General features: G+C 60.5%; 30 protein-coding genes. All 30 read right to left on the bottom strand.

The window, feature by feature from the left end; translation table 11 throughout:
• Positions 1 to 69: 69 nt before the first annotated feature.
• The gene (locus tag FP2506_RS05340; protein ID WP_007066384.1) at positions 70 to 717 is read right to left on the bottom strand and encodes an adenylate kinase; all 648 of its coding nucleotides are present in this window, start codon (positions 715 to 717) and stop codon (positions 70 to 72) included.
• On the bottom strand, positions 714 to 2054 hold the full coding sequence (secY, locus tag FP2506_RS05335) for a preprotein translocase subunit SecY (protein WP_007066383.1): 1341 nt from the start codon (positions 2052 to 2054) through the stop codon (positions 714 to 716). Before secY ends, FP2506_RS05340 begins: the two co-directional genes overlap by 4 nt.
• A 252-nt stretch (positions 2055 to 2306) precedes the next feature.
• Complete coding sequence (gene rplO, locus FP2506_RS05330) at positions 2307 to 2762, bottom strand: 50S ribosomal protein L15 (RefSeq protein WP_007066382.1); 456 nt, start codon at positions 2760 to 2762, stop codon at positions 2307 to 2309.
• Positions 2763 to 2870: 108 nt separating this feature from the next.
• Complete coding sequence (rpmD, locus tag FP2506_RS05325) at positions 2871 to 3062, bottom strand: 50S ribosomal protein L30 (RefSeq protein WP_040489432.1); 192 nt, start codon at positions 3060 to 3062, stop codon at positions 2871 to 2873.
• 40 nt (positions 3063 to 3102) lie between these two features.
• The gene (gene rpsE, locus FP2506_RS05320) at positions 3103 to 3690 is read right to left on the bottom strand and encodes a 30S ribosomal protein S5 (protein ID WP_007066380.1); all 588 of its coding nucleotides are present in this window, start codon (positions 3688 to 3690) and stop codon (positions 3103 to 3105) included.
• Positions 3691 to 3809: 119 nt separating this feature from the next.
• A complete protein-coding gene (gene rplR, locus FP2506_RS05315) occupies positions 3810 to 4172 on the bottom strand; it encodes a 50S ribosomal protein L18 (RefSeq protein WP_007066379.1) in 363 nt (120 codons plus the stop codon).
• Between the two features lie 3 nt (positions 4173 to 4175).
• Positions 4176 to 4709, bottom strand: a complete 534-nt coding sequence (gene rplF / locus FP2506_RS05310) for a 50S ribosomal protein L6 (protein ID WP_007066378.1) — start codon at positions 4707 to 4709, stop codon at positions 4176 to 4178.
• A 48-nt stretch (positions 4710 to 4757) separates the two neighbouring features.
• On the bottom strand, positions 4758 to 5156 hold the full coding sequence (gene rpsH / locus FP2506_RS05305; RefSeq protein WP_007066377.1) for a 30S ribosomal protein S8: 399 nt from the start codon (positions 5154 to 5156) through the stop codon (positions 4758 to 4760).
• 13 nt (positions 5157 to 5169) lie between these two features.
• Positions 5170 to 5475 carry a 30S ribosomal protein S14 gene (gene rpsN / locus FP2506_RS05300; RefSeq protein WP_007066376.1) on the bottom strand — a complete coding sequence of 102 codons (306 nt, stop codon included), beginning with the start codon at positions 5473 to 5475 and terminating at the stop codon, positions 5170 to 5172.
• 24 nt (positions 5476 to 5499) lie between these two features.
• Positions 5500 to 6063 (bottom strand): 50S ribosomal protein L5, encoded by a 564-nt coding sequence (rplE, locus tag FP2506_RS05295; RefSeq protein WP_007066375.1) that lies wholly within the window; start codon positions 6061 to 6063, stop codon positions 5500 to 5502.
• The gene (gene rplX / locus FP2506_RS05290; RefSeq protein WP_007066374.1) at positions 6056 to 6370 is read right to left on the bottom strand and encodes a 50S ribosomal protein L24; all 315 of its coding nucleotides are present in this window, start codon (positions 6368 to 6370) and stop codon (positions 6056 to 6058) included. Before rplX ends, rplE begins: the two co-directional genes overlap by 8 nt.
• A 12-nt stretch (positions 6371 to 6382) precedes the next feature.
• The gene (gene rplN / locus FP2506_RS05285) at positions 6383 to 6751 is read right to left on the bottom strand and encodes a 50S ribosomal protein L14 (RefSeq protein WP_007066373.1); all 369 of its coding nucleotides are present in this window, start codon (positions 6749 to 6751) and stop codon (positions 6383 to 6385) included.
• Between the two features lie 63 nt (positions 6752 to 6814).
• Entirely contained in the window at positions 6815 to 7063 is a 249-nt protein-coding gene (rpsQ, locus tag FP2506_RS05280) for a 30S ribosomal protein S17 (RefSeq protein ID WP_007066372.1), read from the bottom strand.
• 16 nt (positions 7064 to 7079) lie between these two features.
• Positions 7080 to 7274 (bottom strand): 50S ribosomal protein L29, encoded by a 195-nt coding sequence (gene rpmC / locus FP2506_RS05275; RefSeq protein ID WP_007066371.1) that lies wholly within the window; start codon positions 7272 to 7274, stop codon positions 7080 to 7082.
• A gap of 12 nt (positions 7275 to 7286) precedes the next feature.
• Positions 7287 to 7700 carry a 50S ribosomal protein L16 gene (gene rplP / locus FP2506_RS05270; protein WP_007066370.1) on the bottom strand — a complete coding sequence of 138 codons (414 nt, stop codon included), beginning with the start codon at positions 7698 to 7700 and terminating at the stop codon, positions 7287 to 7289.
• Between the two features lie 26 nt (positions 7701 to 7726).
• The gene (gene rpsC / locus FP2506_RS05265) at positions 7727 to 8434 is read right to left on the bottom strand and encodes a 30S ribosomal protein S3 (protein WP_007066369.1); all 708 of its coding nucleotides are present in this window, start codon (positions 8432 to 8434) and stop codon (positions 7727 to 7729) included.
• Positions 8434 to 8823 carry a 50S ribosomal protein L22 gene (gene rplV, locus FP2506_RS05260; protein WP_007066368.1) on the bottom strand — a complete coding sequence of 130 codons (390 nt, stop codon included), beginning with the start codon at positions 8821 to 8823 and terminating at the stop codon, positions 8434 to 8436. Before rplV ends, rpsC begins: the two co-directional genes overlap by 1 nt.
• Before the next feature lie 3 nt (positions 8824 to 8826).
• Complete coding sequence (gene rpsS / locus FP2506_RS05255) at positions 8827 to 9105, bottom strand: 30S ribosomal protein S19 (RefSeq protein ID WP_007066367.1); 279 nt, start codon at positions 9103 to 9105, stop codon at positions 8827 to 8829.
• Positions 9106 to 9117: 12 nt separating this feature from the next.
• Complete coding sequence (gene rplB / locus FP2506_RS05250; RefSeq protein WP_007066366.1) at positions 9118 to 9954, bottom strand: 50S ribosomal protein L2; 837 nt, start codon at positions 9952 to 9954, stop codon at positions 9118 to 9120.
• Positions 9955 to 9981: 27 nt separating this feature from the next.
• Entirely contained in the window at positions 9982 to 10275 is a 294-nt protein-coding gene (locus tag FP2506_RS05245; RefSeq protein ID WP_007066365.1) for a 50S ribosomal protein L23, read from the bottom strand.
• On the bottom strand, positions 10272 to 10892 hold the full coding sequence (rplD, locus tag FP2506_RS05240) for a 50S ribosomal protein L4 (protein ID WP_007066364.1): 621 nt from the start codon (positions 10890 to 10892) through the stop codon (positions 10272 to 10274). Before rplD ends, FP2506_RS05245 begins: the two co-directional genes overlap by 4 nt.
• Entirely contained in the window at positions 10892 to 11617 is a 726-nt protein-coding gene (rplC, locus tag FP2506_RS05235) for a 50S ribosomal protein L3 (RefSeq protein ID WP_007066363.1), read from the bottom strand. The genes rplD and rplC overlap by 1 nt, the downstream gene beginning before the upstream one ends.
• A 25-nt stretch (positions 11618 to 11642) precedes the next feature.
• A complete protein-coding gene (gene rpsJ, locus FP2506_RS05230; RefSeq protein ID WP_007066362.1) occupies positions 11643 to 11951 on the bottom strand; it encodes a 30S ribosomal protein S10 in 309 nt (102 codons plus the stop codon).
• 164 nt (positions 11952 to 12115) lie between these two features.
• Complete coding sequence (tuf, locus tag FP2506_RS05225) at positions 12116 to 13291, bottom strand: elongation factor Tu (protein ID WP_007066343.1); 1176 nt, start codon at positions 13289 to 13291, stop codon at positions 12116 to 12118.
• Positions 13292 to 13351: 60 nt separating this feature from the next.
• Positions 13352 to 15442 (bottom strand): elongation factor G, encoded by a 2091-nt coding sequence (gene fusA, locus FP2506_RS05220; protein ID WP_007066361.1) that lies wholly within the window; start codon positions 15440 to 15442, stop codon positions 13352 to 13354.
• 30 nt (positions 15443 to 15472) lie between these two features.
• On the bottom strand, positions 15473 to 15943 hold the full coding sequence (rpsG, locus tag FP2506_RS05215) for a 30S ribosomal protein S7 (RefSeq protein WP_007066360.1): 471 nt from the start codon (positions 15941 to 15943) through the stop codon (positions 15473 to 15475).
• A gap of 34 nt (positions 15944 to 15977) precedes the next feature.
• Positions 15978 to 16349: a 30S ribosomal protein S12 gene (gene rpsL / locus FP2506_RS05210; RefSeq protein WP_007066359.1), complete on the bottom strand. Its 372-nt coding sequence runs from the start codon at positions 16347 to 16349 to the stop codon at positions 15978 to 15980.
• Between the two features lie 671 nt (positions 16350 to 17020).
• Complete coding sequence (locus FP2506_RS05205) at positions 17021 to 18130, bottom strand: hypothetical protein (RefSeq protein ID WP_148227472.1); 1110 nt, start codon at positions 18128 to 18130, stop codon at positions 17021 to 17023.
• 253 nt (positions 18131 to 18383) lie between these two features.
• Positions 18384 to 22580, bottom strand: coding sequence for a DNA-directed RNA polymerase subunit beta' (rpoC, locus tag FP2506_RS05200; RefSeq protein ID WP_007066357.1), 4197 nt, complete (start codon positions 22578 to 22580; stop codon positions 18384 to 18386).
• Between the two features lie 150 nt (positions 22581 to 22730).
• Positions 22731 to 26873 (bottom strand): DNA-directed RNA polymerase subunit beta, encoded by a 4143-nt coding sequence (gene rpoB / locus FP2506_RS05195; RefSeq protein ID WP_007066356.1) that lies wholly within the window; start codon positions 26871 to 26873, stop codon positions 22731 to 22733.
• Positions 26874 to 26921 lie beyond the last annotated feature (48 nt).

The following is a 26921-nucleotide window of genomic DNA, read 5'->3' as shown; positions in this document are numbered from 1 at the left end:
AAAAAACACCGCTTGACAAGTCAACCGAAGGCCAACGCTTCCGCCTTCTAAATCAAAATCGCGCTCCGATCATCCCTTGATCGCGTTCTCGATCGAGGTCGTCACCGCGTCGATCTCCGCCATACCGTCCACACGGGCCAGCGAGCCCTTGCAGTGATAGTAGCCGACGAGCGGCGAGGTATCCTTGTAGTAGGCGCGCAGCCGCTGACGTACCGTCGTTTCGTTGTCGTCCTCGCGGCGCTTGAACTCCGTCGAGCCGCATTTGTCGCAAATGCCGTCCTTAGCCGGCTTTTTGTCGGCATCGTGGTAGAGCGCACCGCAATTGCTGCAGGTGTATCGCCCGGTGATGCGATGGACGAGCGCATCGTCGTCGACCTTCATTTCTACAACTCGGTCAAGTTGCCTGTCCTTAGCGGTCAGGATTTCATCCAGCGCGTCTGCCTGATTGAGCGTCCGGGGGTAGCCGTCGAGAATAAACCCATTCGCGCAATCCGGCTCCTCGATTCGGTCGGATACGATTTGGTTGACGATGTCGTCGGAAACCAGCCCACCCGAATCCATGATCTGCTTGGCCTTCTTGCCCACCTCCGTCTGATTGGCGACGGCGGCGCGCAGCATATCGCCGGTCGAAAGTTGGGGAACACCGTGCTTTTCAACCAGCCGTTTGGCCTGCGTTCCCTTCCCCGCTCCCGGCGGGCCTAGCAGTATCAGTCTCATCGGCCTCGTTTCCCCCCTCTCAGTTTCGACTTCTTGATCAGGCCCTCATACTGATGAGCCAAAAGGTGCCCTTGGACCTGCGCTACCGTATCCATCGTCACGCTGACGACGATCAGCAGTGAAGTGCCACCCAGATAGAACGGAACGCCGGCTGCGGAAATTAGGAATTCGGGCAATAGACAGACGACGACCAGATAGATCGCGCCGACGACCGTGATGCGGGTTAGCACAAAATCGATGTACTCTGCCGTCCGCTCGCCCGGGCGAATGCCCGGAATAAAGCCACCATGCTTCTTGAGATTGTCGGCCGTGTCCTTCGGATTGAAGACGACTGCCGTATAGAAGAACGCAAAGAACGCGATCAGTCCGGCATAAAATAGCATGTAGAGCGGCTGCCCATGGCCCAGCGAAGCGACAACCGCCGTTGCCCAGTCCGGCAACTCTTCGGTGTTCGAGAAGTTCGCGACGGTCACCGGCAGAAGCAGGAGCGAGGAAGCGAAAATCGGCGGAATAACGCCGGAAGTATTGAGCTTCAGTGGCAGGTGCGAGGTGTCGCCCTGGAACATGCGGTTTCCGACCTGCCGCTTCGGATACTGGATCAGAAGTCGCCGCTGGGCACGCTCGAAGAACACGATGGTCGCGATGGTGACGACCGCGAGCACGATGATGATCAGAATGACGGCTGTCGAAAGAGCACCCGTGCGACCGAGTTCGAGGAGGTTCGCGAGCGCTGACGGCAGGTTAGCCACGATACCGGCGAAAATGATTAACGAGATGCCGTTGCCGATTCCGCGCGCTGTGATTTGTTCTCCGAGCCACATCAGGAACATCGTGCCGCCGACAAGCGTGATGACCGCGGACATCGTAAAGAACCAGCCCGGATTGACGACGATATTCGCCTGGGTCTGGAGCCCTGCCGCAATACCGTATGCCTGCACGATCGACAGCAGCACGGTGCCGTAGCGGGTATACTGGTTGATGACCTTCCGGCCCTGCTCGCCCTCCTTTTTCAACTGTTCGAGCGACGGGATCACCGACGTCATCAGCTGAATGATGATCGAGGCCGAGATGTAAGGCATGATTCCGAGAGCGAAGATCGCCATTCGGCCGACCGCACCACCGGAGAACATGTTGAAAAGACCGAGAATACCGGTCGACTGCTGCTGGAACGCTTGCGCCAGCGCGTCCGGATTGATGCCCGGCATCGGAATGTAGGTTCCGAGCCGATAGACGATCAGCGCGCCGAGCGTAAACCAGATGCGTTTCTTGAGATCCTCAGCCTTCGAAAAAGCCGAGAAATTCAGATTGGCAGCAAGTTGTTCTGCAGCCGATGCCATAGGGAAATCTCCAGAGTGTCGCGCTCCTCGAGGACCGAACGGTCGGAGCACGCGAAAGCTGTCGCGTATTGGCCGCGCCGCCTTCCGGGACACATAAGCCGGTGTCGCAATTGACGCAAGCAAAGCGGTCGACCGCTGCCGCTATCCCAAACGAAAAGCCCGCCTCGCCCAAATCGATGGGCGAGACGGGCGATCAACTAACCCGCCTCAAAGCCACAGCGCCCGCGCAGGCGGAATGGTCAAGCGGAACGTTCAAGCAGTCTTGACCGACCCGCCGGCCTTTTCGATTTTCTCGACTGCTGACTTCGATGCGCCCGCAACGTTCAGCTTGAGCGACGCGGTGACCTCACCGTCACCAAGAACGCGGACGCCGTCCTTCGCACGCCGGACTACGCCGGCAGCGATAAGCGCCGCGATGTCGACTTCGCTCGATGCGTCGAGCTTGCCCGCGTCGATGGCCTGCTGGAGGCGACCGACCGAGACGATCGAGTAATCTTTAGCGAACACATTGGTAAAGCCGCGCTTCGGCAGACGCCGATAAAGCGGCATCTGGCCGCCTTCATAGCCGTTGATCGCAACGCCAGAACGCGATTTCTGACCCTTAACGCCGCGTCCGCCGGTTTTGCCCTTACCCGAGCCGATGCCGCGACCGACGCGCTTGCGCGAATGAGTCGCGCCTTCGTTGTCGGTGATTTCGTTGAGTTTCATTTCTCATCTCCAGCGATCCATGGCGCGTCAGGCGATATTCGCGACGGGGGCCTGAGACCGCATTGAAAGCCTGTTTGAGGTGGGCGGCTTTTCCCGCCCACCGGCGCATCATGCCTTTTCGACCACCTTCACAAGGTGCGAAACTTTGGCGATCATGCCGCGGATAGCGGGCGTATCTTCTAGAGTGCGCTGTCGGTGCATTTTGTTCAGGCCGAGACCTACGAGGGTCTGGCGCTGGTCCTTGGCACGGCGGATCGGGCTACCCGTCTGAACGACCGTGACGTTCTTCTTCTTTGCCATCGAAGTCATCTCCTTCAATCAGATCGAACTGGACGCGCACTCAGGCGGCGTCGGCAGCTTCTTCGGACGGTTCGGCCTGCGGGTGGTGACCCGTGGCGGCCTGACGGCGCGCCTGCAGCTCGGAATACTTGATCCCACGCTTGGCAGCGATGTCCTTCGGATGGGTGGCCTGTTTGAGGCCCTCGAAGGTCGCGCGAACCATGTTGTAGGGGTTCGACGAGCCCAGCGACTTCGCGACAACGTCGTGCATGCCGACAGCTTCGAAAACCGCGCGCATCGGGCCACCGGCGATGATGCCCGTACCGGCCTCGGCAGCGCGCAGGAGAACCTTGCCGGCACCGTGACGGCCATGAACGTCGTGGTGAAGCGTGCGGCCGTCGCGCAGCGGCACGAAAATCAGATCGCGCTTGGCCGCTTCCGTCGCCTTGCGGATCGCTTCCGGCACTTCGCGTGCCTTGCCGTGGCCGAAGCCGACGCGGCCCTTGAGATCGCCGACGACGACGAGGGCTGCGAAGCCGAAGCGACGGCCACCCTTCACCACCTTGGCGACGCGGTTGATGTGAACGAGCTTGTCGACGAAGCCGTCGTCCTGCTCTTCTCTGTCTCTGCGATTGTCACGAGGCGCCATATCCTAGTCCTTGTTCTTTTCCGGAGGCGTCATTGCGAAAAGAACGGGCGCCGATAGGCGGCCCGTTCCATTGGGTTTTTCAGCCGTCCGATACAGCAAAGTACCGGACGAAGGAAACATTAAAAGTTGAGACCGCCCTCACGAGCACCCTCGGCCACGGCCTTGACCCTGCCGTGATAGATGAAAGCGCCGCGATCGAAAACGACATCGGAAATGCCGGCTTCTTTAGCGCGTTCGGCGACAAGCTTGCCGACAGCAGTTGCCGCTTCGACGTCGGCGCCCGTCTTAAGATCGCCCTTCAGCTTAGGGTCGAGCGATGACGCGGCGGCCAAAGTCCGACCAACGCTGTCGTCGATGATTTGCGCATAGATATGCTTGGAGGAGCGATGCACCGAAAGACGCGGACGACCGTTCGCAACCTTCTTGACCGAACGGCGAATCCGCAGAGCCCGGCGACGCAGAGATTCTGTTTTCGTTGCCATGACTTACTTCTTCTTGCCTTCCTTGCGGACGATCTTCTCGCCGGCATATTTCACGCCCTTGCCCTTGTAGGGCTCCGGCGGACGGTATTCGCGGATTTCCGCGGCGACCTGGCCAACGCGCTGCTTGTCGATGCCGGTGACCGTTATCTCGGTCGGCTTCGGCACTGCAATGTCGATGCCCTCCGGCGTCTTGTAGACGACCTCGTGGGAGAAGCCGAGCGACAGCTGCAGGTTGTTGCCCTGCTTCGCCGCGCGATAACCGACACCCGAGATCTCGAGCTTCTTCTCGAAGCCCGAAACGACGCCCGTCATGATGTTCTGGATCATCGTGCGGGACATGCCCCACTTCGACCGCGCTTCCTTGGACTGATCCTTTGGATCGACCTGGATCGCGCCGTCTTCCATCTTAACGAGGACTTCGTCGTTGACGACGAACTGCAGTTCGCCCTTCGGTCCCTTCGCCTTGACCGTCTGCCCCTCAACCGAGGCAGTCACGCCCTTGGGCACAGCGACCGGCTTCTTACCAATACGAGACATATTCGAAACCTTGTCCGTTTGCTCTGCGACGTCTCTTGCCAAGCGACCTTAGAGGACCTGGCAGAGAACCTCGCCGCCCACGTTCTGCTCGCGAGCGGAGTGGTCGGCCATGACGCCCTTCGGGGTCGAAAGGACCGTGACGCCGAGGCCGTTCGCGACCTGCGGGATGGTCTTGGCCGACACGTAAACGCGGCGGCCAGGCTTGGAGACGCGGGCGATCTCGCGGATGACCGGAGCCCCTTCGTAGTACTTCAGCTCGATATCGAACTCGGTCTTGCCGGTGCCGTGTTCCGTGATCGTGTAGCCACGGATGTAACCCTCGGCCTTCAGGACATCGAGCACGCGGCCGCGCAGCTTGGAGGCCGGCGTGGTGACACTCGTCTTGTTGCGCAAGAGCGCATTGCGGATGCGGGTCAGCATATCGCCAAGAGGATCGGACAACTGCATGGTCTACGCTCCCTTACCAGCTTGACTTGACGAGGCCGGGAATCTGGCCGTTGTTGCCGAGTTCGCGAAGCGCGATACGGCTCATCTTGAGCTTGCGATAGTAGGCGCGCGGACGGCCGGAAACCTCGCAGCGATTGCGAATGCGAGTCTTCGAGGAGTTGCGCGGCAAATCGGCCAACTCGAGTTGTGCCTTGAAGCGCTCTTCCATCGAAGCTTCGGCATTCTTGGTGATCGCCTTCAGCGCAGCGCGCTTGGCGGCATACTTTGCGACCATCTCACGACGGTGCTTGTTCTGCTCGATCATGCCTTTCTTGGCCATGATATTATCCTTTCTCGTCTGCCGTTACTGGCGGAAGGGGAAGTTGAACGCTTTCAACAGGGCGCGCGCTTCCTCGTCGGTTTTCGCCGTCGTACAGACGATGATGTCCATTCCCCACATCTGATCGACCTTGTCGTAGTTGATCTCGGGGAAAACGATGTGTTCCTTAATGCCCATGGCGTAGTTGCCACGACCATCGAAGCTTTTCGGGTTCAGTCCACGGAAGTCCCGGACGCGCGGCAGAGCGATCTGCACGAGGCGATCCAGGAATTCATACATCCGGTCCTTGCGGAGCGTGACCTTGGTGCCGATCGGCATACCTTCACGCACCTTGAAACCGGCGATCGATTTCTTCGCGCGGGTGATAACAGGTTTCTGGCCGGCGATCAAAGCGAGCGACTCCGCCGCATTCGACGGCTTCTTGGAGTCGCCGGTCGCTTCGCCGACACCCATGTTGATCACGATCTTTTCGATCTTCGGGACTTCCATCGGGTTCTTGTAGGAGAACTGCTCCTGCATCTTCCCGCGGATTTCCTCGCGATAGACGCCCTTGAGGCGCGGCTCGTAGCTGGAAGCGGCTTCAGCCATTGATCTCTTCTCCCGAACGCTTGGCGAAGCGAACACGTTTTCCTTCGTCGGTCACCTTGATACCCACGCGGGTCGGCTTGCCGTCCTTCGGATCGGCGAGCGCGAGGTTCGACAGATGGATCGGCGCTTCCTTCGAAACGATACCGGCCTCGGTGTTCTGGGTCTGGCGCTGGTGGCGCTTGACCATGTTGATCCCGCCGACGAGAGCCTTCTCGTCCTTCGGCATCATCTTGGTGATCTCGCCAGAGCGGCCCTTGTCCTTGCCGGCGAGCACGACGACCTTGTCGCCTTTACGGAGTCTGTTCATCGTCCGCTCCCCTTAAAGAACTTCAGGTGCCAGCGACACGATGCGCATGTGATTCTTGGCGCGCAGTTCACGGGGAACCGGGCCGAAGATGCGCGTGCCGATGGGCTCTTTGTTGTTGTTGATCAGGACGGCGGCATTCGTGTCGAAACGAATGACGGAACCGTCTGGACGACGGATGTCCTTGGCCGTGCGAACCACGACCGCCTTTGCCACATCGCCCTTCTTGACGCGTCCGCGCGGGATCGCTTCCTTAATCGAGACGACGATGACGTCGCCTACGGAAGCGTACTTGCGCTTGGAACCGCCCAGAACCTTGATGCACATAACGCGGCGGGCGCCCGAATTATCGGCCACGTCCAAGTTTGTTTGCATCTGAATCATGTCAGCTCGCCTTATAAGCTACTGCCGGGAACGCTCATACGAACGCCGCTCCCGGAAAATTACTCAACCCGCGACTGCGGAGTCTTCTGTTACGACGATCCAGTTCTTGTCCCTGGAAATGGGACGCGTTTCCTCGATCGAGACGCGGTCGCCAACCTTGAACTGGTTGGTTTCGTCGTGCGCCTTATAGCGCTTCGTCCGGCGCACCGTCTTCTTGAAGAGCGGGTGGGTGAAGCGACGCTCCACCAGGACGACGACGGTCTTGTCGTTCTTGTCGGAGACCACGGTCCCCTGCAGAATTCGTTTCGGCATATTCGTTCCTCAGGCCTTAAGCCCCTGCCGCCTTCTGAGCGGAGATGGTCTTGATCCGCGCGATGTCGCGACGGATCTGACGCACGCGGGCGGTGTTTTCGAGCTGACCCGTGGCACGCTGGAAGCGCAGATTGAACTGCTCCTTCTTCAGCTTTACGAGCTCGTCGGTGAGTTCGTCCTGGGTCATCGATCTGACGTCGGAAGCTTTCACGTCAAACTCTCCTTACTCGGCGATACGCTGGATGAAGCGCGTGCGAACCGGGAGCTTGGCGGCTCCGAGACGCAGGGCTTCACGCGCGACCAGTTCGTCGACGCCGTCGATTTCAAACATGATACGACCCGGGTGAACGCGGGCCGCCCAGTAGTCGACGGAGCCCTTGCCCTTACCCATCCGAACTTCGGTGGGCTTGGAAGTCACAGGCAGATCCGGGAAGATCCGGATCCACACGCGGCCCTGACGCTTCATGTGACGGGTGATCGCGCGGCGGGCCGCTTCGATCTGGCGCGCCGTGACGCGCTCGGGGTCCACCGCCTTCAGGCCGTACGCGCCGAAATTCAGCGCGGTTCCGCCCTTGGCGTTTCCGTGAATGCGGCCCTTGAACGCCTTCCGGTATTTCGTGCGCTTTGGCTGCAGCATCTTCTCAAACTCCGAATGCTAATCGCTTAGGCGTGTTCGCGGCGACGACCGCCACCACCCTGGCCCTCGCCCTCGACCTGACGGCGCTCGGAGGCCATCGGATCGTGCTCGAGGATCTCGCCCTTGAAGATCCAGACCTTGACGCCGCAGATCCCGTAGGCCGTCTCGGCCTCGGCCGTGCCGTAGTCGACATCGGCGCGCAGGGTGTGCAGCGGGACGCGGCCTTCGCGGTACCACTCGGTGCGGGCGATCTCCGCGCCGCCGAGACGGCCACCGCAGTTGATGCGGATGCCTTCGGCGCCGAGGCGCATCGCCGACTGGACGGCACGCTTCATAGCGCGGCGGAACGCGACGCGGCGCTCCAGCTGCTGGGCGATCGACTGGGCGACGAGAGCCGCATCCGTCTCGGGCTTGCGCACCTCGACGATGTTGATGTGTGTCTCGGCGTCGGTCATCGTCGACAGCTTCTTGCGAAGCTTTTCGATGTCCGCGCCCTTCTTGCCGATGACGATTCCCGGACGGGCCGAGTGGATCGAGATGCGGCACTTCTTGTGCGGGCGCTCGATGACGATCTTGGAGACCGCGGCCTGCTTCAGTTCGTCGAGCAGGAAATTGCGGATCTTCAGATCCTCGTGGAGCAACGAGCCGTATTCGCGGCCATCTGCGAACCAGCGGCTATCCCAGGTGCGGTTGATCCCGAGCCGAAAGCCGGTCGGGTTAATTTTCTGACCCATTACGCGGCCTCCTCGAGTTCTTCGACCTCACGCACGACTATCGTCAGATGCGAGAACGGCTTCTCCACCCGGCTCGCGCGACCGCGGCCACGGGCGTGGAAGCGCTTCATCGTGATCGATTTGCCGACGTAAGCCTCGGCGACGAACAGCGAATCGACGTCGAGGTCGTGGTTGTTTTCTGCGTTCGCGATCGCGCTTTCAAGGGTCTTTTTGACCGTCTCGGAAATACGCTTGCGCGAGAAGGTCAGATCGGCGAGAGCCCGGTCCACCTTCTTGCCGCGGATCATCGCGGCGACGAGGTTGAGCTTCTGCGGACTGACCCGGATCGTACGGGCAACGGCTTTCGCTTCGTTGTCCTTGAGCCGACGCTCGGCTTTCGCCTTGCCCATGATTTACTTCCTCTTCGCCTTCTTGTCGGCGCCGTGGCCGTAATAGGTCCGTGTCGGGGAGAACTCGCCGAACTTGTGCCCGACCATGTCCTCGCTGACCGAAACCGGAATGTGCTTGTTGCCGTTGTAGACGCCGAAGGTAAGACCGACGAACTGCGGCAGGATGGTGGAGCGACGGCTCCAGATCTTGATAACGTCGTTGCGGCCGCTCTCGCGCGACTTCTCGGCCTTCTTGAGAAGGTATCCGTCGACGAACGGGCCTTTCCAGACGGAACGTGTCATTCGAAAATTCCCTTATTTCTTCCGCTGGTGGCGCGAGCGCATGATGAACTTGTCGGTCGCCTTGTTCGAACGCGTCCGCTTGCCCTTGGTCGGCTTGCCCCAGGGCGAGACCGGATGACGGCCGCCCGAGGTGCGGCCTTCACCACCGCCGTGCGGATGGTCGACCGGGTTCATGACGACGCCGCGAACATGCGGGCGCTTGCCGAGCCAACGCTTACGGCCAGCCTTGCCGAGGCTAATATTCGCATGGTCCGGATTGGAGACCGCGCCGACCGTCGCAAAACAGGACGACGGAACGAGGCGCTGCTCACCGGAATTGAGCCGCAAGATCGCCATCGACGGATCGCGGCCGACGAGCTGCGCATAGGCGCCAGCCGAGCGGGCGATCTGACCGCCCTTTTCCGGCTTCATCTCGACATTGTGGACGATCGTGCCAACCGGCATTGCCGAGAGCGGCATCGCATTGCCGGGCTTCACGTCGACCCCGGACTTGCCGGAAACGACGTGATCACCGACGCCGAGGCGCTGCGGGGCGAGGATGTAGGAGACCTCTCCGTCCTCGTAGCGGATCAACGCGATGAAGGCGGTGCGGTTCGGATCGTATTCGAGCCGCTCCACTGTCGCTGTCATGTCGAGCTTGCGACGTTTGAAGTCGATCTTGCGATAGGTCCGCTTATGACCGCCGCCCTGATAGCGGGCCGTGATGCGGCCGGTGTTGTTGCGACCGCCGCTTCCGGTAAGGCCTTCGGTCAGATGCTTGACCGGCTTGCCCTTCCACAGGCCCGAGCGATCGACGATGACCAGCGTACGCTGGCTCGACGTTGTCGGTTTGAAATTCTTCAGTGCCATGATGCTGTTCCTCCGGTCCTTACGCGATCAAAGACCGGTCGAGACATCGATCGACTGACCTTCGGCCAGGGTCACGATGGCTTTCTTCTGATCGCTCTGCTTGCCGATGCGGCCGCGGAAGCGCTTCACCTTGCCCTTGCGGATCAGGGTGTTCACGTCCTCGACCTTCACCTCGAACAGGGCCTCGACCGCAGCCTTGATCTGCGGCTTGGTCGCGGTCTTCGGAACGTTGAAGACGACCTGGTTCTTTTCGGACAGAAGCGTCGACTTCTCGGTGATCACCGGCGCGGTGATGACGTCGTAGTGGCGAACGTCGCTCATTTGAAACGCTCCTCGAGAGCTTCGACGGCCGACTTCGACAGAACGAGCGTCTGGCGACGAAGGATGTCGTAAACATTGATGCCCTGAACCGGCAGGACGTCGATCTTCGCGATGTTGCGCGAGGCGCGTGCGAAGTTCTGGTCGAGCTCGCTGCCGCCGATGATCAGGGCGTTCTCGATGCCAAGACCGGCAAAGCTCTTCACCATCGACTTGGTCTTGCCCTCGTCGGCCTTGAGCTCATCGATGACGATCAGACCGCCGGACTTCGCCTTGGCCGAAAGCGCATGCTTCAGCGCGAGGGCGCGGAGCTTCTTCGGCAGGTCGATCGCATGGCTGCGCGGCGTTGGGCCGTGCGCGATACCACCGCCGCGGAACTGCGGAGCCTTGGCCGTCGAGTGACGGGCGCGGCCCGTACCCTTCTGGCGGTACATCTTAGCGCCGGTACGGGCGACATCCGAGCGACCGAGGGTCGAATGGGTGCCCTGCTGGCGCTTGGCGAGCTGGTAGCGCACCATGCGATGCAGGATGTCCTGACGCGGGTCGAGACCGAAGATCGCCTCGGACAAGGTTACGGTGCCGGCGTCGGCGCCGTCGAGTTTCTTGATCGTGACGTCCATTATTCCGCTCCCTCGGCGGCGGCCGCTTCTTCGTTGGCGCCGTGCGAGCCGGCACCGCGCAGGGCGGCGGGCTTCGGCGCGTTGTCAGGCAGCGAGGCCTTCACGGCGTCGCGGATTTCGATCCAGCCGCCCTTGGCGCCCGGAACCGCGCCGCGAACCAGGATCAGACCCTTCTCGGCGTCGGTGCGCACGATCTGCAGGTTCTGCGTGGTCACGCGCTCCTGACCCATATGGCCGGCCATCTTCTTGCCCTTGAACACCTTGCCGGGGTCCTGGTTCTGACCGGTCGAACCGTGAGCACGGTGCGAGATCGAAACACCGTGGGTGGCGCGCATGCCGCCGAAATTGTGACGCTTCATGGCACCGGCGAAGCCCTTGCCGATTGAGGTGCCCGTCACGTCGACCATCTGGCCTTCGACGAAGTGATCGGCGGTGATTTCGGCACCGATGTCGATCATGTTGTCTTCCGTGACGCGGAACTCGACGAGTTTGCGCTTCGGCTCGACCTTGGCCTGCGCGAAGACGCCGCGCATAGCCTTGGAGGTGTTCTTCACCTTGGCGAGGCCAGCCCCGACCTGAACGGCGGTGTAGCCGTTCTTGTCCTGGGTCCGCTGACCGACGACCTGCAGGTTCTCGACCTTCAGGACGGTGACCGGGACGTGTTCTCCGGCATCCGTGTAGATGCGGGTCATCCCGACCTTCTGAGCGATCACTCCTGAACGCATGGGTCTCATTCCTTCCCCGCTCGAATCAGAGCTTGATCTCGACATCGACGCCGGCGGCGAGGTCGAGCTTCATCAGCGCATCGACCGTCTGCGGCGTCGGGTCGACGATGTCGAGCAGACGCTTGTGGGTGCGCATCTCGAACTGTTCGCGCGACTTCTTATCGATGTGCGGCGACCGGTTCACGGTAAACTTCTCGATCCGCGTCGGGAGCGGGATCGGTCCGCGAACGTTCGCACCAGTCCGCTTGGCGGTCGAGACGATCTCGCGCGTCGAAGCGTCGAGAACCCGGTGGTCGAACGCCTTGAGGCGGATGCGGATATTCTGGCCGTTCATTTCATTCGTCCTCTGTCGGAGCCTTCCGGTCCACCGGCGCTTTCCGAACGTTTTGTCTTCTTGTCAGCCATTCGAATGGCGGCCGGGCCGCCTGCCTTCGTCGACGAAGGCCAAGAAAAAACGCGCCCCGCTATGGCCGGGGCGCGCCCACCTTCAATTGTCGCTTACTCGACGATGCTCGCGACGATGCCGGCGCCGACGGTGCGGCCGCCTTCGCGGATCGCGAAGCGGAGCTTTTCCTCCATCGCGATCGGAACGATCAGCGTCACATCCATCGTCACGTTGTCGCCCGGCATCACCATCTCGGTGCCCTCGGGCAGCGTGCAGACGCCCGTCACGTCCGTCGTGCGGAAGTAGAACTGCGGACGGTAGTTCGTGAAGAACGGCGTATGACGGCCGCCCTCGTCCTTGGTCAGGATGTAGGCCTCGGCCTTGAACTTCGTGTGCGGCTTCACCGAACCCGGCTTGCACAGAACCTGACCGCGCTCGACGCCCTCGCGGTCGATGCCGCGGATCAGCGCGCCGATGTTGTCGCCCGCCTGGCCCTGGTCCAGAAGCTTGCGGAACATCTCGACGCCGGTCACCGTCGTCTTCTTGGTGTCCTTGATGCCGACGATCTCGACTTCCTCGCCGACCTTCACAACACCGCGCTCGACGCGGCCCGTGACGACCGTACCGCGGCCCGAGATCGAGAACACGTCCTCGATCGGCATCAGGAACGGCTGGTCGACCGGACGCGCAGGCGTCGGAATGTACTCGTCGACCTGAGCCATCAGCGCCTTGATCGCCTCTTCGCCGATCTCCGGGTTGTTGCCTTCCAGAGCCGCAAGGGCCGAACCCTTGACGATCGGAATGTCGTCGCCCGGGAACTCATAAGAACTCAGGAGCTCGCGGACCTCCAGTTCGACCAGTTCCAGAAGTTCCTCGTCGTCGACCTGATCGACCTTGTTGAGGAACACGACGATCGCCGGAACGCCGACCTGGCGGGCGAGCAGGATGTGCTCGCGGGTCTGCGGCATCGGGCCGTCGGCCGCCGAGCAGACGAGGATCGCGCCGTCCATCTGAGCCGCGCCCGTGATCATGTTCTTCACGTAGTCGGCATGGCCCGGGCAGTCGACATGGGCATAGTGACGGGCCGATGTCTCGTACTCCACATGCGCCGTCGAGATCGTGATGCCGCGCGCCTTCTCCTCCGGCGCCGCGTCGATCTGGTCATAGGCGCGGAAATCGCCGAAATACTTCGTGATCGCAGCCGTCAGCGTCGTCTTGCCATGGTCAACATGACCAATCGTCCCGATGTTCACATGCGGCTTGTTGCGCTCGAATTTGCTCTTGGCCATCCTGGCACTCCATTCACTTAATGAGTTGGCTCATCAGAGCCGGATTGGTTTCACGAAAGATCAGGCGAACTTCTTCTGGATCTCGTCGGCGACCTGGTTCGGCACCTGCTCGTAGTGATCGAACTGCATCGTGTATTGGGCACGGCCCTGAGACATCGAACGCAGCGTGTTCACGTAACCGAACATGTTGGCCAGCGGAACGAAGGCATTGACGCCCTGAACGATCCCGCGATTTTCGGTGCCCTGGATCTGGCCACGCCGCGAATTCAGATCACCAATGACGTCGCCCATGTATTCCTCAGGGGTGACGACCTCGACCTTCATGATCGGCTCGAGAAGACGAGGACCCGCCTTCTGAATGGCCTCACGGAATGCCGCACGGGACGCGATTTCGAAGGCGAGAACCGAGGAGTCGACGTCGTGGAAGGCGCCGTCCGTCAGTTCGGCCTTGATGTCGACCATTGGGAATCCGGCAATCGGACCCGAGGTCATCACCGAAGCGATACCCTTTTCGACGCCCGGGATGTATTCCTTCGGAACAGAACCGCCAACGATCTTGGACTCGAAAGAGAAGCCTTCGCCTAGTTCCGCCGGAGCGAAAGAGAGCTTGACGCGAGCGAACTGACCCGTGCCACCGGTCTGCTTCTTGTGGGTGTAGTCCACATCGGCCGGACGCGAGATCGTCTCACGATAAGCGACCTGCGGCGCACCCACATTCGCCTCGACCTTGAATTCGCGCTTCATGCGATCGACGAGAATGTCGAGGTGAAGCTCGCCCATACCGGCGATGATCGTCTGACCGGACTCTTCATCGGTCTTGACGCGGAAGGAGGGATCCTCGGCCGCGAGACGGTTGAGCGCGAGGCCCATCTTCTCCTGGTCGGCCTTCGTCTTCGGCTCGATCGCGATCTCGATGACCGGATCGGGGAACTCCATACGCTCCAGAATGACAGGCTTCAGCGGATCGCAAAGCGTGTCGCCCGTGGTCGTGTCCTTGAGACCGGCAAGAGCGACGATGTCGCCCGCATAGGCCTCTTCGATATCGGAGCGCGAGTTTGAGTGCATCTGCAGCATGCGGCCGATGCGCTCTTTCTTCTCCTTCACGGTGTTCATCAGGGACGAGCCCTTGGTCAGAACACCGGAATAGACGCGAGCAAAGGTGAGCGAGCCGACGAATGGGTCGTTCATGATCTTGAAGGCCAGCATCGAGAGCGGCTCATCGTCCGACGACTTGCGGATGATCTCTTCTTCGTTCTTCGGGTCGATACCGCGGATCGCCTTCACCTCGACCGGCGACGGCAGGAAGTCGACGACGGCGTCAAGCAACGGCTGAACGCCCTTGTTCTTGAAGGCAGAGCCGCAGAGGATCGGCGTGAACCAGACGTCGCAGGTACCCTTGCGGATCAGTTTGCGGATCTCGTCGTTCGACGGCATCTCGCCCTCGAGGTAACGCTCCATCGCGCCTTCGTCGAGTTCGACGGCAGCCTCGATCATCGCTTCGCGATATTCCTCAGCCTGGGCCTGCATGTCCGCTGGGATATCGAGGATGTCCCACTGAGCGCCGAGCGTCTCGTCGCGCCAGATGTACGCTTTCATCTCGATGAGGTCGACGACGCCCTTGAGCTCGCTCTCTGCACCGATCGGCAGCTGAATGACGATCGGACGCGCACCAAGACGCGACTTGATCATCTCGACGCAGCGGAAGAAGTCTGCGCCGATCTTGTCCATCTTGTTGACGAAGATCATCCGCGGAACTTCGTACTTGTCGGCCTGACGCCAGACCGTCTCGGTCTGCGGCTCGACACCGGCATTGGCGTCGAGGAGCGCGATCGCGCCGTCAAGCACGCGCAGCGAACGCTCGACCTCGATCGTGAAGTCGACGTGGCCAGGAGTGTCGATGATATTAAAGCGGCGCTTCTTGCCGTCACGGCCTTCCCAGAACGTCGTCGTCGCGGCCGACGTGATCGTGATGCCGCGCTCCTGCTCCTGCTCCATCCAGTCCATGGTTGCGGCGCCGTCGTGGACTTCACCGATCTTATGGGACTTGCCGGTATAGAAGAGGATGCGTTCGGTCGTGGTCGTCTTGCCGGCATCGATGTGGGCCATGATGCCGAAGTTACGGTAGTCTTCGATTTTATAATCGCGTGCCATAGGGCTCGTCTCTCGAATTCGAAGCGAAATTTACCAGCGGTAGTGCGAGAAGGCGCGGTTGGCATCGGCCATGCGATGCGTGTCTTCGCGCTTCTTCACGGCAGTACCGCGGTTGTTGGCAGCGTCCATCAGTTCACCCGACAGACGATCGACCATGGTCGTCTCGTTGCGATTACGCGCGGCCGTTATCAGCCAGCGGATTGCGAGAGCCTGACGGCGTTCGGGACGGACATCGACCGGGACCTGATAGGTGGCACCGCCGACGCGGCGTGAGCGAACCTCCACGTGCGGCGCGATGTTCTCAAGCGCTTGGTGGAAAATCGCGACAGGCTCCTGGCGAGTCTTTTCCTGAACCGTATCGAACGCGCCGTAGACGATGCGCTCTGCGACGGACTTTTTGCCGTCGTACATCACGGCGTTCATGAACTTCGACACGACGAGATCGCCGAACTTCGGGTCCGGATTGATCTCTCTCTTTTCGGCGCTATGGCGACGGGACATTCAGTTGCTCTTCGTCTTCAATGGTTGCGCGGGATTACTTCGGACGCTTCGCGCCGTACTTCGAACGGCGCTGCTTGCGGTTCTTGACGCCCTGGGTATCCAGAACACCGCGGATGATATGATAGCGAACGCCCGGCAAGTCCTTCACGCGTCCGCCGCGGATCATGACCACCGAGTGCTCCTGAAGGTTATGCCCCTCGCCCGGAATGTAGCCGATGACTTCGTAGCCGTTTACGAGACGGACCTTGGCGACCTTACGCAGCGCCGAGTTCGGCTTCTTCGGGGTCGTCGTGTAGACGCGGGTGCAGACGCCCCGCTTCTGCGGGTTGGCTTCGAGCGCCGGCACCGTGTTTCGCTCGGCAGGCCGAATACGCGGCTTGCGGATCAGCTGGTTGATGGTCGGCATTTGGGCCTTCCCCTTAACTCTTTCCCTCGTTCCCGTGACCGGAACGAACCAAATCCTGTGCGGCCGACGAGATACGATCCGAATGGCCGCTCCATCGTCATGCGCGAAACCGAGCAGCCCAATTCCCGAAAGGTTGGGAAAGGCGCTCGGTCGAAAACCAGAGGATCGCTTCGATTGAAACGATCGTGCACCAGAGATTTTCGTCTCGTTGATCAAACCTTGTTTGAGGCAACCAAGGCTCCCGGACGTGGCGTCCAGGGAAAGATTCGGCCTCACATCGGCTTGGTTGCGGGCTACTTAACGACTTGGCTGCATCGCGTCAACCCTCCGAAGCATGGGGTTTTCCCGACCATGAAACGAAGCTTCGTGTCGAGTTCCCATTGAAGGCTCGACTGTGGAGTTCCTCGTTTTCCAGAGCTCCTTCAGTAGTGCGATCGCGCGAGAAAGACGCCAACATCTTGCCGCCGCGCGGCCTCGCAACGCCTGAAAGGAGCGCTATAGATTTAGCGCGCTGGGCAGCTGACCGAATCTACGGTCAGCATCCGATCCGGGTTTCGGAACTCGTCCGCCTCGCTAACTCCTCGACCTGTCGTGCCTCGCCTGAGATCTCCACTCTTTGGGGCTGACGCTGCCCTCACGGGCATCCAACTGAACCGACAGGTGTTCGGCTTTCAAGACCTCAGAGCTTCATCAGGTTCTGGTCGTTCGCTCCGCGCTTTCACCCCGTTCGCCAGCCAGAGGGAATAAGCAAATAGAGAAACGCATATCGCTAATTCCCTCATCTCCTCGACCTCGTATCCGTCAATGAGATTGGCACCAAGAACGAGGATCAAACAGGAACCGATGACATAGACAGCACTCATTCCCTGAGCGATGAACCGTTCACCTGAAGGAAGTTTGTACAAACACAGAATCAGGACGAACATGCCGAAGATCCACTCAATCCTATACGGGATGATGGTCCAACTTTCGTAGAAAAGGCACAACATCGGCAGACTATAAACGCCAAAGCGAACAGACGGTATATAAAACAGGGTTTTCTTCAGGAAATATCGTCCAATTTCCTGACGAATAAATGGCAGAATGATGAATACAGCCATTGCGACGTTGTAATATATGAACTCGAACTTGTTTGTATGAAAATTGTGGATATTCGTTTCAAATTGAATGTTCCCGTCGAAGATAGCCGGTGTTGACCAACCAATTATGTGTTGTCCGTAGGATATTTCCTCCAGGAACAAGATCCAAACAGCAAACGACATTATTAATATCAAGCAGTATCCGGGTACGCCGAATAAGGAGGGAGGCCTTCTCTTCAGTGCGTCTATTGCAATCTTGGTAAGTATGATTCCGGAGGCCAACAGGAGCAATTCCTGAGACAACGATATAATTCGCAGTTCTTTCACGTGATAGAGAAAGAAGGATGGAAAGAAGACAGTGAGTGTCAATGTCGCAACGACAATTGAGCTCATGACCGCCGCATATGCCGCATAACAACGGAAGTGTGCGGGTCTGATCTCTTCGAGTTGGCTGTTTGGAGTGAGCGCAAGCGCAAGAAAGAACGCCGCCAATGCACATAAAGAGGAAACGGACGTTTCCAGTAGACCGAAGTCCATCGGGAGAATGGGCGATATTTTTTCCAGTACGCCTCGATCCAAAGAGATACTCGAAAATATGACGAGCGTGACCGATAGGAGCAGTCCGTAGGACAACGCAATAAGGCGAGGAGTGTAAAGATCGCCTTCCTCGAAGCTAAGTCGAAGTATGTTTCTCTCGGCCATAAACGGGTCGCACATTCTGGAAACGGTCCGGCGAACGTTAAACGAAGAGTGATTAAGATTGGTAAGCGCAATATCGCGCTTTCGATTCTTGGAGCCGAGGATGCAGTGGCCGAGCATATCAAGCCCAGTTGGATGCAATCGTCGGAAGCTGTCGTTGGTCGGAGTTCCGCGGACTTCTCGCGATTGAACGCAAAAAAGGCCGCCTCGAAAGGCGGCCTTTTCAATGTCGCGGTATGCCTGACCAGAGCGCGGCTTATTCGGCCGCGTTATCGATCGAGGTCAGGAGATTGTCGCTTTCCGCCTGGTTCGCGGCCTTGCGGCGATCCTCGAGGATGAGGTCGTCTCGTGAACTCGCGATACGCCGGATCTGCGTCATCATTCCGCCGGTGCCCGCCGGGATGAGGCGGCCGACGATGACGTTTTCCTTCAGACCCTGCAATGTATCCATCTTGCCGGCCACTGCCGCCTCCGTGAGGACGCGGGTGGTCTCCTGGAAGGAGGCCGCCGAGATGAAGGACGGCGTCTGCAGGGAAGCCTTGGTGATACCCAGAAGAACCGGAACGCCCGATGCCGGCTTACGGCCGTCGGCTTCCAGTTTCTCGTTCAGTTCCGCCAGCTCGATCCGGTCGACATGGTCGCCCGGGATGTAGGTGGAATCGCCGGACTCGGTGATCTCCACTTTCTGCAGCATCTGCCGGACGATGACCTCGATGTGCTTGTCGTTGATCAACACGCCCTGCAGCCGGTAGACCTCCTGGATCTCGTTGACGAGATAGCTCGCGAGAGCCTCCACGCCCTTGATCGCCAGGATGTCGTGCGGTGCCGGATTGCCGTCGAGGATGTAGTCGCCCTTCTCCACGATGTCGCCTTCCTGGAGATGGAACGGCTTGCCCTTCGGGATCAGGTATTCGGCTGGCTCGACGCCCTCCTCTGCGGGCTCGACGATGATGCGGCGCTTGTTCTTGTAGTCGCGTCCGAACTTCACCGTACCGTCGATCTCGGCGATGATCGCGTTGTCCTTCGGCTTGCGCGCCTCGAAGAGTTCGGCCACGCGCGGCAGGCCGCCCGTGATGTCCTTCGTCTTGGCGCTTTCCATCGGAATACGCGAGAGCACATCGCCCGCCGTAACCTTCTGGCCCGGCTCCACGGATAGAATCGCGTCGACCGACTGGAAGTAACGGGCGTCGTTGCCGCGCGCCAGCTTCTGTACTTCGCCGTCCTTGCCCTTGATGACGATCGCGGGCTTGAGATCGGTACCGCGCGGGGAAGCCCGCCAGTCGATGACCGCACGCTTGGTGATACCGGTCGATTCGTCGGTCTGCTCGGTGACGGAAACGCCGTCGACCAGATCCTCGAATTCCACCACACCGTCGAGCTCGGTCAGAACCGGGCGGGTATACGGGTCCCACTCGGCGATACGCTGGCCGCGACGGACGGAGTCGCCATCGTCCACATAGACGCGCGAGCCGTAAGTGACGCGGTGCGCGGCGCGCTCCATGCCTTTCTCGTCGAGGATGAGGATCGCCATGTTGCGGCCCATCGCGACGAGATTGCCTTCCGAGTTGCGGACGACGTTCCGGTTACGGATCGCGACCTTTCCCTCGTAGGAGGCTTCGAGGAACGAGCTATCGACCACCTGCGCCGTACCGCCCATGTGGAAGGTGCGCATGGTGAGCTGGGTGCCAGGCTCGCCGATCGACTGCGCCGCGATGACGCCGACAGCCTCGCCCATGTTGACCGGCGTCCCGCGTGCCAGATCACGGCCGTAGCAGACGCCGCAGATACCGGTGCGTATTTCGCAGGTCAGCGCCGAGCGGATCTGAACCGACTGGATGCCGGCTTTCTCGATCTGCTCGACATCGGCCTCTTCGATCATCCGGCCGCCTTCGACGATCACCTCGCCCGTTACCGGGTGGTTCACATCGACAAGCGCCGTACGGCCGAGAATTCGCTGGCCGATCGAAGCGACCACCTGACCGGCATCGACGATCGGCTGCATGGTGAGACCGTTCTCCGTGCCGCAATCGGTCTGCGTGATGATGCAGTCCTGCGCGACGTCGACGAGACGGCGGGTCAGGTAACCCGAGTTCGCGGTCTTCAGCGCCGTATCCGCGAGGCCCTTACGGGCACCGTGGGTGGAGTTGAAGTATTCGAGAACCGTGAGGCCTTCCTTGAAGTTCGAGATGATTGGCGTCTCGATGATCTCGCCCGAAGGCTTGGTCATCAGGCCGCGCATCGCCGCAAGCTGGCGCATCTGGGTTGGTGAACCACGGGCGCCGGAGTGCGACATCATGTAGATCGAGTTCATCGGCTTCTGCCGTTTGTTCTCGTCGAACTCGATCGCCTTGATGCGGCCCATCATCTCGTCGGCGATCTTGTCCGTGCACTTGGCCCAGGCATCGACCACCTTGTTGTACTTCTCGCCCTGGGTAATTAGGCCGTCATTGTACTGCTGCTCGTATTCCTTCGCGAGCGCCTGGGTCTCGCCGATCATGTTCTTCTTGGTGTCCGGAATCAGCATGTCGTCCTTGCCGAACGAGATGCCGGCGAGGCAGGCATGCTTAAAGCCGAGCTGCATGATCTGGTCGCAGAAGATCACCGTCTCCTTCTGCCCGCAGTGGCGATAGACCGTGTCGATCATCTTCGAGATCATCTTCTTGGTCATCAACTGGTTGCAGGTCTCGAAGGGCACCGAGGCGTTCTTCGGCAGAAGCGCACCGATGAGCATACGGCCCGGTGTCGTCTCGTAGATCTTGGAGACCGGATTACCGTCGGAATCGATCGTCTTGAACCGGCCCTTGATCTTCGAGTGCAGCGTTACCGAACCGGCGTTCAGTGCATGCTCCATCTCACCGATGTCGGAGAAGGCCATGCCCTCGCCCGGCTCGTTCTCGTTCATGATCGAGAGGTAGTAGAGCCCCAGAACCATGTCCTGCGACGGCACGATGATCGGTGCGCCGTTCGCCGGATGCAGGATGTTGTTGGTCGACATCATCAGCACGCGGGCTTCGAGCTGCGCCTCGATGGAAAGCGGCACGTGAACCGCCATCTGGTCGCCGTCGAAGTCGGCGTTGAACGCCGTGCAGACGAGCGGGTGTAGCTGGATCGCCTTGCCCTCAATGAGGACCGGCTCGAAAGCCTGGATGCCGAGACGGTGCAGCGTCGGCGCGCGGTTCAGGAGAACCGGATGTTCGCGGATGACCTCGTCGAGGATATCCCAGACTTCCGGACGCTCCTTCTCGACCAGCTTCTTCGCCTGCTTCACAGTGGACGAGTAACCCTTGGCGTCAAGACGCGCGTAGATGAACGGCTTGAAGAGCTCGAGCGCCATCTTCTTCGGCAGGCCGCACTGGTGCAGCTTCAGGTTCGGACCGGTTACGATGACCGAACGACCCGAATAGTCGACGCGCTTGCCGAGGAGGTTCTGACGGAAGCGACCCTGCTTGCCCTTCAGCATGTCCGAAAGCGACTTCAGCGGACGCTTGTTGGCACCCGTGATAACGCGGCCGCGGCGGCCGTTGTCGAAGAGCGCGTCGACGGCTTCCTGCAGCATGCGCTTCTCGTTGCGCACGATGATGCCGGGCGCACGAAGTTCGATAAGCCGCTTCAGGCGGTTGTTACGGTTGATGACGCGGCGATAGAGATCGTTGAGGTCCGACGTCGCGAAGCGGCCGCCGTCCAGCGGCACGAGCGGGCGCAGATCAGGCGGGATCACCGGAACGATCGTCATGATCATCCATTCGGGCCGGTTTCCCGACTCGATGAAGTTCTCGACAATCTTTAGGCGCTTCATCAGCTTTTTCGTCTTCAACTCCGAAGACGTCGCGGCCAGCTCCTCGCGAAGCTGCGAGGCGATCTCCTCAAGATCCATGGAGCGCAGGAGTTCTTGAATCGCTTCGGCCCCGATATGGGCCGTGAACTGATCCTCGCCGAACTCGTCGACGGCGATCATGTACTCTTCTTCGGAGAGAAGTTGGTTCTCCTGAAGCGTCGTCAGGCCAGGCTCGGTGACGATGTAGTTCTCGAAATAGAGAACCCGCTCGATGTCCTTCAGCGTCATGTCGAGCAGCGTCGCGATGCGGCTCGGCAGAGATTTCAGAAACCAGATATGGGCGACGGGCGCGGCGAGCTCGATATGGCCCATGCGCTCGCGGCGAACGCGGCTGAGGGTGACCTCGACGCCGCATTTTTCGCAGATGATGCCCTTGTACTTCATGCGCTTGTACTTGCCGCACAGGCATTCGTAGTCCTTGATCGGACCGAAGATGCGCGCGCAGAACAGGCCGTCGCGCTCGGGCTTGAAAGTGCGGTAGTTGATTGTCTCGGGCTTCTTGATCTCGCCGAACGACCAGGACAGGATCTTTTCAGGGCTCGCCAGCGAGATACGGATCGTATCGAAGGTCTGGGCGGCGACCTGCGGGTTGAAGATGTTCATGACCTCTTGGTTCATGCGCTGTCTCCTTCAAGGCTTTCGCCTTTTGATAGCGGTTCGCATCCGAGACCGCTGAAATTCGTCGATACTCGAACGCTGGCGTTTCCGGTCCTTCTGAAAACGCCAGCGGCTTGGCCGAGATGGCTCGGCCTTTCGTATCGCGCGGCCTTACTCGGCCGCGTCGGGCAATTCTTCGACGCCGCCTCCGGCGTTCTCCGGATTGTTCGCCAGATCCACGTCGAGACCGAGCGAACGCATCTCCTTGACGAGAACGTTGAAGCTCTCCGGAATACCGGACTCGAACGCGTCGTCGCCGCGCACGATCGCCTCGTAGACCTTGGTACGACCGGCAACGTCGTCCGACTTCACCGTCAGCATCTCCTGCAGCGTGTAGGCCGCACCGTATGCTTCGAGTGCCCACACCTCCATCTCGCCGAAGCGCTGTCCACCGAACTGCGCCTTACCGCCCAGCGGCTGCTGGGTGACGAGCGAGTAGGGACCGATCGAACGGGCGTGGATCTTATCGTCCACCAGGTGGTGCAGCTTCAGCATGTAGATGTAGCCGACGGTCACCTGACGGTCGAAGGGTTCGCCTGTCCGCCCGTCATAGAGCGTGACCTGACCGGAGCCGTTGAGCCCCGCCCCTTCGAGCCATTCCACGATGTCCTTCTCGTTCGCACCGTCGAAGACCGGGGTCGCGATCGAGACACCCTTCGACATCTGCTTGGCGAGCGTGATGACGCTGTCGTCGTCGTAGTCCTTGACCTTCTCGTTGCGGTCGTTGTCGCCGAGCAACCCAGAGATCTCCTGACGCAGCGGGGCTACGTCGTTGTTCTCCTGATAGGCCTCCAACATCGCACCGATCTTCTTGCCCATGCCCGAACAGGCCCAGCCGAGGTGGGTTTCGAGGATCTGTCCGACGTTCATACGCGAAGGAACGCCGAGCGGGTTCAGGACGATGTCGGCATGCGTACCGTCCTCGGTGAAGGGCATGTCCTCCACCGGCACAATGCGCGAGACGACGCCCTTGTTGCCGTGACGGCCGGCCATCTTGTCGCCTGGCTGGATCTTGCGCTTGACCGCGACGAAGACCTTGACCTGCTTCATGACGCCGGGCGGCAGTTCGTCGCCGCGCTGCACCTTCTCGACCTTGTCCATGAAGCGGGCTTCGAGGGTCTTCTTCGCTTCGTCATAGACCTTGCGAAGATCCTCGAGCTCGCCCTGAAGCTTCTCGTCCTCAACGGCGAACATCCACCACTGCGAGCGGGGATATTCCTCCATCACCTCCTGGTTGATCTCGGTACCGCGCTTGAAGCCCTTGGGACCTGCGATGCCTTGCTTGCCGGACAGCATTTCGACCAGACGGCCATAGACGTTGCGGTCTAGGATCGCCTGCTCGTCGTCGCGGTCCTTGGCGAGACGCTCGATCTCCTCGCGCTCGATCGCCATGGCACGCTCGTCCTTCTCGACGCCGTGCCGATTGAAGACGCGCACCTCGACGACCGTGCCGTATGTGCCCGGAGGCATGCGGCTCGACGTATCGCGGACATCCGAGGCCTTCTCGCCGAAGATGGCGCGCAGGAGCTTCTCCTCCGGCGTCATCGGGCTCTCGCCCTTCGGCGTGATCTTGCCGACGAGAATGTCACCCGGCTGAACCTCGGCACCGATATAGACGATGCCAGCCTCGTCGAGATTGCGCAGGGCCTCTTCCGAAACGTTCGGAATATCCCGCGTGATCTCTTCCGGCCCAAGCTTGGTATCACGCGCCATGACCTCGAACTCCTCGATATGGATCGAGGTGAAGACGTCATCGGAGACGATACGCTCGGACAGGAGGATCGAGTCCTCGTAGTTGTAGCCGTTCCATGGCATGAACGCGACGAGCACGTTCCGGCCGAGCGCGAGATCGCCGAGATCGGTCGACGGACCGTCGGCGAGGATGTCGCCCTTCTCGACCCGGTCACCCACGGCGACCAGCGGACGCTGGTTGATACAGGTGTTCTGGTTCGAGCGCTGGAACTTCATCAGCCGGTAGATGTCGACGCCCGACTTGCCGGCTTCGAGATCTTCCGTCGCGCGGATGACGATACGCGTCGCGTCGACCTGGTCGACGATACCCGTCCGGCGGGCACCGATTGCAGCGCCCGAGTCACGAGCAACTATCGGCTCCATGCCGGTGCCGACGAACGGCGCCTCGGCGCGCACCAGCGGCACGGCCTGACGCTGCATGTTCGAGCCCATGAGAGCGCGGTTCGCATCGTCGTTTTCCAGGAACGGGATCAGCGCCGCGGCCACCGAAACAAGCTGCTTCGGCGACACGTCCATCAGGTCCACGTTTTCGCGCGGCGTCATGAAAACGTCGCCGGCGTGACGGCAGACGACGAACTCGTTCTGGAACGTGTTGTCGTCCGTCAAGATCGCGTTCGCCTGGGCGACGTGATGCTTGGACTCCTCCATCGCCGACAGATAGACGACCTCGTTCGTCACCTTGCCCTCGACGACGCGCCGGTACGGGCTCTCGATGAAGCCGTACTTGTTGACGCGCGCGAAAGTCGCGAGCGAGTTGATGAGACCGATATTCGGGCCTTCCGGCGTCTCGATTGGGCAGATGCGGCCGTAGTGGGTCGGGTGAACGTCGCGCACCTCGAAGCCTGCGCGTTCCCGTGTCAGACCGCCCGGTCCAAGCGCTGAGAGGCGGCGCTTGTGGGTGATCTCCGAGAGCGGATTCGTTTGGTCCATGAACTGCGAGAGCTGAGAGGAACCGAAGAACTCGCGCACGGCAGCAGCCGCAGGTTTCGCGTTGATCAGGTCCTGCGGCATGACCGTGTCGATCTCGACAGAGGACATACGCTCCTTGATCGCGCGCTCCATGCGGAGAAGGCCGACGCGGTACTGATTCTCCATCAGCTCGCCGACCGAACGCACACGGCGGTTGCCGAGATTGTCGATGTCGTCGATCTCGCCGCGGCCATCGCGAAGGTCCACCAGCGTCTTGACGACGGCGATGATGTCTTCCTTGCGTAGCGTGCGGACCGTGTCCTCGGCCTGAACGTCGAGACGCATGTTCATCTTCACGCGGCCGACGGCCGAAAGGTCGTAACGCTCGGCGTCGAAGAACAGCGACTGGAACATGGCCTCCGCCGTTTCCATCGTCGGAGGCTCGCCCGGGCGCATCACGCGGTAGATGTCGAAGAGCGCGTCCTGACGGCTCTCGTTCTTGTCCACTGCCAGCGTGTTGCGGATATAGGAGCCGATGTTGACGTGGTCGACGTCGAGAACCTGGAAGCTCTCGTAACCGGCGTCGATCAGAACCTGCAGCGTCTTTTCGTCGAGCTCGTCGCCGGCTTCGAGATAAACCTCGCCCGTCTCGAAGTTGACGATGTCCTCGGCGAGATAGTTGCCGTAGATATCCTCTTCCGAGACGCGGAACGCCTTGACGCCCTGCTCGGCAAGCTTACGGGCCTGACGCGCCGTGACCTTCTTGCCGGCCTCGACCAGCACTTCGCCGGAATCGGCGTCGACGAGGTCGGTGATCATGCCCTGATTGCGCACGCGCTCGACCGAAAACGGCGCGCGCCAACCCTTCTTGTCCTTTTTGAACTCGACGAAGTTGTAGAAGGTCGACAGGATCTCCTCACCATCCATGCCGAGCGCCATCAGGAGGCTCGTCGCAGGAATCTTGCGGCGACGGTCGATACGCGCATGGACGACGTCCTTGGCGTCGAACTCGATGTCGAGCCAGGAGCCGCGGTAGGGAATCACGCGACCGGCGAAGAGCAGCTTGCCGGAGGAGTGGGTCTTGCCCTTGTCATGATCGAAGAAGACGCCCGGCGAGCGGTGCATCTGCGAGACGATGACGCGCTCGGTGCCGTTCACGATGAACGTGCCGTTGCCGGTCATGACCGGCATGTCGCCCATGTAGACGTCCTGCTCCTTGATGTCCTTGATGGACTTGGAGCCGGTGTCCTCGTCGACATCGAATACGATGAGGCGCAGCGTGACCTTCAGCGGAACCGCATAGGTAAGGTCGCGCTGGCGGCATTCTTCCACGTCGAACTTCGGCGGTTCGAACTCGTATTTCACGAATTCGAGCATCGCCTGTCCGGAGAAATCCTGGATCGGGAAGACCGATTTGAAGACGGCCTGGAGACCGTCGTCCGTGCGCCCGCCTTCCGGCTCTTCGATCATCAGAAACTGATCGTAGGAGGCCTTCTGGACCTCGATCAGATTCGGCATCTCGGCAACTTCGGGGATGTGACCGAAAACCTTGCGTACGCGCCTGCGACCGCTGAACGTCGTCGTCTGTGACATCGTCGCTCCTCTCGTAATGTGTCGCCCTTGACCAGAGGGCTTTCAATT

The organism is Fulvimarina pelagi HTCC2506, assembly GCF_000153705.1.
GTDB classification, from domain to species: Bacteria; Pseudomonadota; Alphaproteobacteria; order Rhizobiales; family Rhizobiaceae; genus Fulvimarina; species Fulvimarina pelagi.
This window is presented reverse-complemented; position numbering and strand designations above follow the sequence as displayed.

Excerpts from the sequence above, each read along its gene's own strand:
- fusA (WP_007066361.1), bottom strand. The coding sequence starts at position 15,442 with ATGGCACGCGATTATAAAATCGAAGACTACCGTAACTTCGGCATCATG.
- FP2506_RS05245 (WP_007066365.1), bottom strand. The coding sequence starts at position 10,275 with ATGAGCGACGTTCGCCACTACGACGTCATCACCGCGCCGGTGATCACC.
- rpmD (WP_040489432.1), bottom strand. The coding sequence starts at position 3,062 with ATGGCAAAGAAGAAGAACGTCACGGTCGTTCAGACGGGTAGCCCGATC.
- rpsN (WP_007066376.1), bottom strand. The coding sequence starts at position 5,475 with ATGGCCAAGAAAGGCATGATCGAGCAGAACAAGCACCGTCGTGAGATG.
- tuf (WP_007066343.1), bottom strand. The coding sequence starts at position 13,291 with ATGGCCAAGAGCAAATTCGAGCGCAACAAGCCGCATGTGAACATCGGG.
- rplF (WP_007066378.1), bottom strand. The coding sequence starts at position 4,709 with ATGTCTCGTATTGGTAAGAAGCCGGTCGCTGTGCCCAAGGGCGTGACT.
- rpsJ (WP_007066362.1), bottom strand. The coding sequence starts at position 11,951 with ATGAACGGCCAGAATATCCGCATCCGCCTCAAGGCGTTCGACCACCGG.
- rplR (WP_007066379.1), bottom strand. The coding sequence starts at position 4,172 with ATGGCAACGAAAACAGAATCTCTGCGTCGCCGGGCTCTGCGGATTCGC.
- rpoC (WP_007066357.1), bottom strand. The coding sequence starts at position 22,580 with ATGAACCAAGAGGTCATGAACATCTTCAACCCGCAGGTCGCCGCCCAG.
- rplV (WP_007066368.1), bottom strand. The coding sequence starts at position 8,823 with ATGGGCAAGGCGAAAGCCGAGCGTCGGCTCAAGGACAACGAAGCGAAA.
- rplN (WP_007066373.1), bottom strand. The coding sequence starts at position 6,751 with ATGATTCAGATGCAAACAAACTTGGACGTGGCCGATAATTCGGGCGCC.
- FP2506_RS05340 (WP_007066384.1), bottom strand. The coding sequence starts at position 717 with ATGAGACTGATACTGCTAGGCCCGCCGGGAGCGGGGAAGGGAACGCAG.
- rpsS (WP_007066367.1), bottom strand. The coding sequence starts at position 9,105 with ATGACACGTTCCGTCTGGAAAGGCCCGTTCGTCGACGGATACCTTCTC.
- rpsE (WP_007066380.1), bottom strand. The coding sequence starts at position 3,690 with ATGGCGCCTCGTGACAATCGCAGAGACAGAGAAGAGCAGGACGACGGC.
- rplX (WP_007066374.1), bottom strand. The coding sequence starts at position 6,370 with ATGAACAGACTCCGTAAAGGCGACAAGGTCGTCGTGCTCGCCGGCAAG.
- rplP (WP_007066370.1), bottom strand. The coding sequence starts at position 7,700 with ATGCTGCAGCCAAAGCGCACGAAATACCGGAAGGCGTTCAAGGGCCGC.
- rplC (WP_007066363.1), bottom strand. The coding sequence starts at position 11,617 with ATGCGTTCAGGAGTGATCGCTCAGAAGGTCGGGATGACCCGCATCTAC.
- rplO (WP_007066382.1), bottom strand. The coding sequence starts at position 2,762 with ATGAAACTCAACGAAATCACCGACAACGAAGGCGCGACTCATTCGCGC.
- FP2506_RS05205 (WP_148227472.1), bottom strand. The coding sequence starts at position 18,130 with ATGGCCGAGAGAAACATACTTCGACTTAGCTTCGAGGAAGGCGATCTT.
- rplD (WP_007066364.1), bottom strand. The coding sequence starts at position 10,892 with ATGGACGTCACGATCAAGAAACTCGACGGCGCCGACGCCGGCACCGTA.
- secY (WP_007066383.1), bottom strand. The coding sequence starts at position 2,054 with ATGGCATCGGCTGCAGAACAACTTGCTGCCAATCTGAATTTCTCGGCT.
- rplE (WP_007066375.1), bottom strand. The coding sequence starts at position 6,063 with ATGGCTGAAGCCGCTTCCAGCTACGAGCCGCGCCTCAAGGGCGTCTAT.
- rpsG (WP_007066360.1), bottom strand. The coding sequence starts at position 15,943 with ATGTCCCGTCGCCATAGCGCCGAAAAGAGAGAGATCAATCCGGACCCG.
- rpsC (WP_007066369.1), bottom strand. The coding sequence starts at position 8,434 with ATGGGTCAGAAAATTAACCCGACCGGCTTTCGGCTCGGGATCAACCGC.
- rpsQ (WP_007066372.1), bottom strand. The coding sequence starts at position 7,063 with ATGCCGAAACGAATTCTGCAGGGGACCGTGGTCTCCGACAAGAACGAC.
- rpoB (WP_007066356.1), bottom strand. The coding sequence starts at position 26,873 with ATGTCACAGACGACGACGTTCAGCGGTCGCAGGCGCGTACGCAAGGTT.
- rpsH (WP_007066377.1), bottom strand. The coding sequence starts at position 5,156 with ATGCAGTTGTCCGATCCTCTTGGCGATATGCTGACCCGCATCCGCAAT.
- rplB (WP_007066366.1), bottom strand. The coding sequence starts at position 9,954 with ATGGCACTGAAGAATTTCAAACCGACAACGTCGAGCCAGCGTACGCTG.
- rpsL (WP_007066359.1), bottom strand. The coding sequence starts at position 16,349 with ATGCCGACCATCAACCAGCTGATCCGCAAGCCGCGTATTCGGCCTGCC.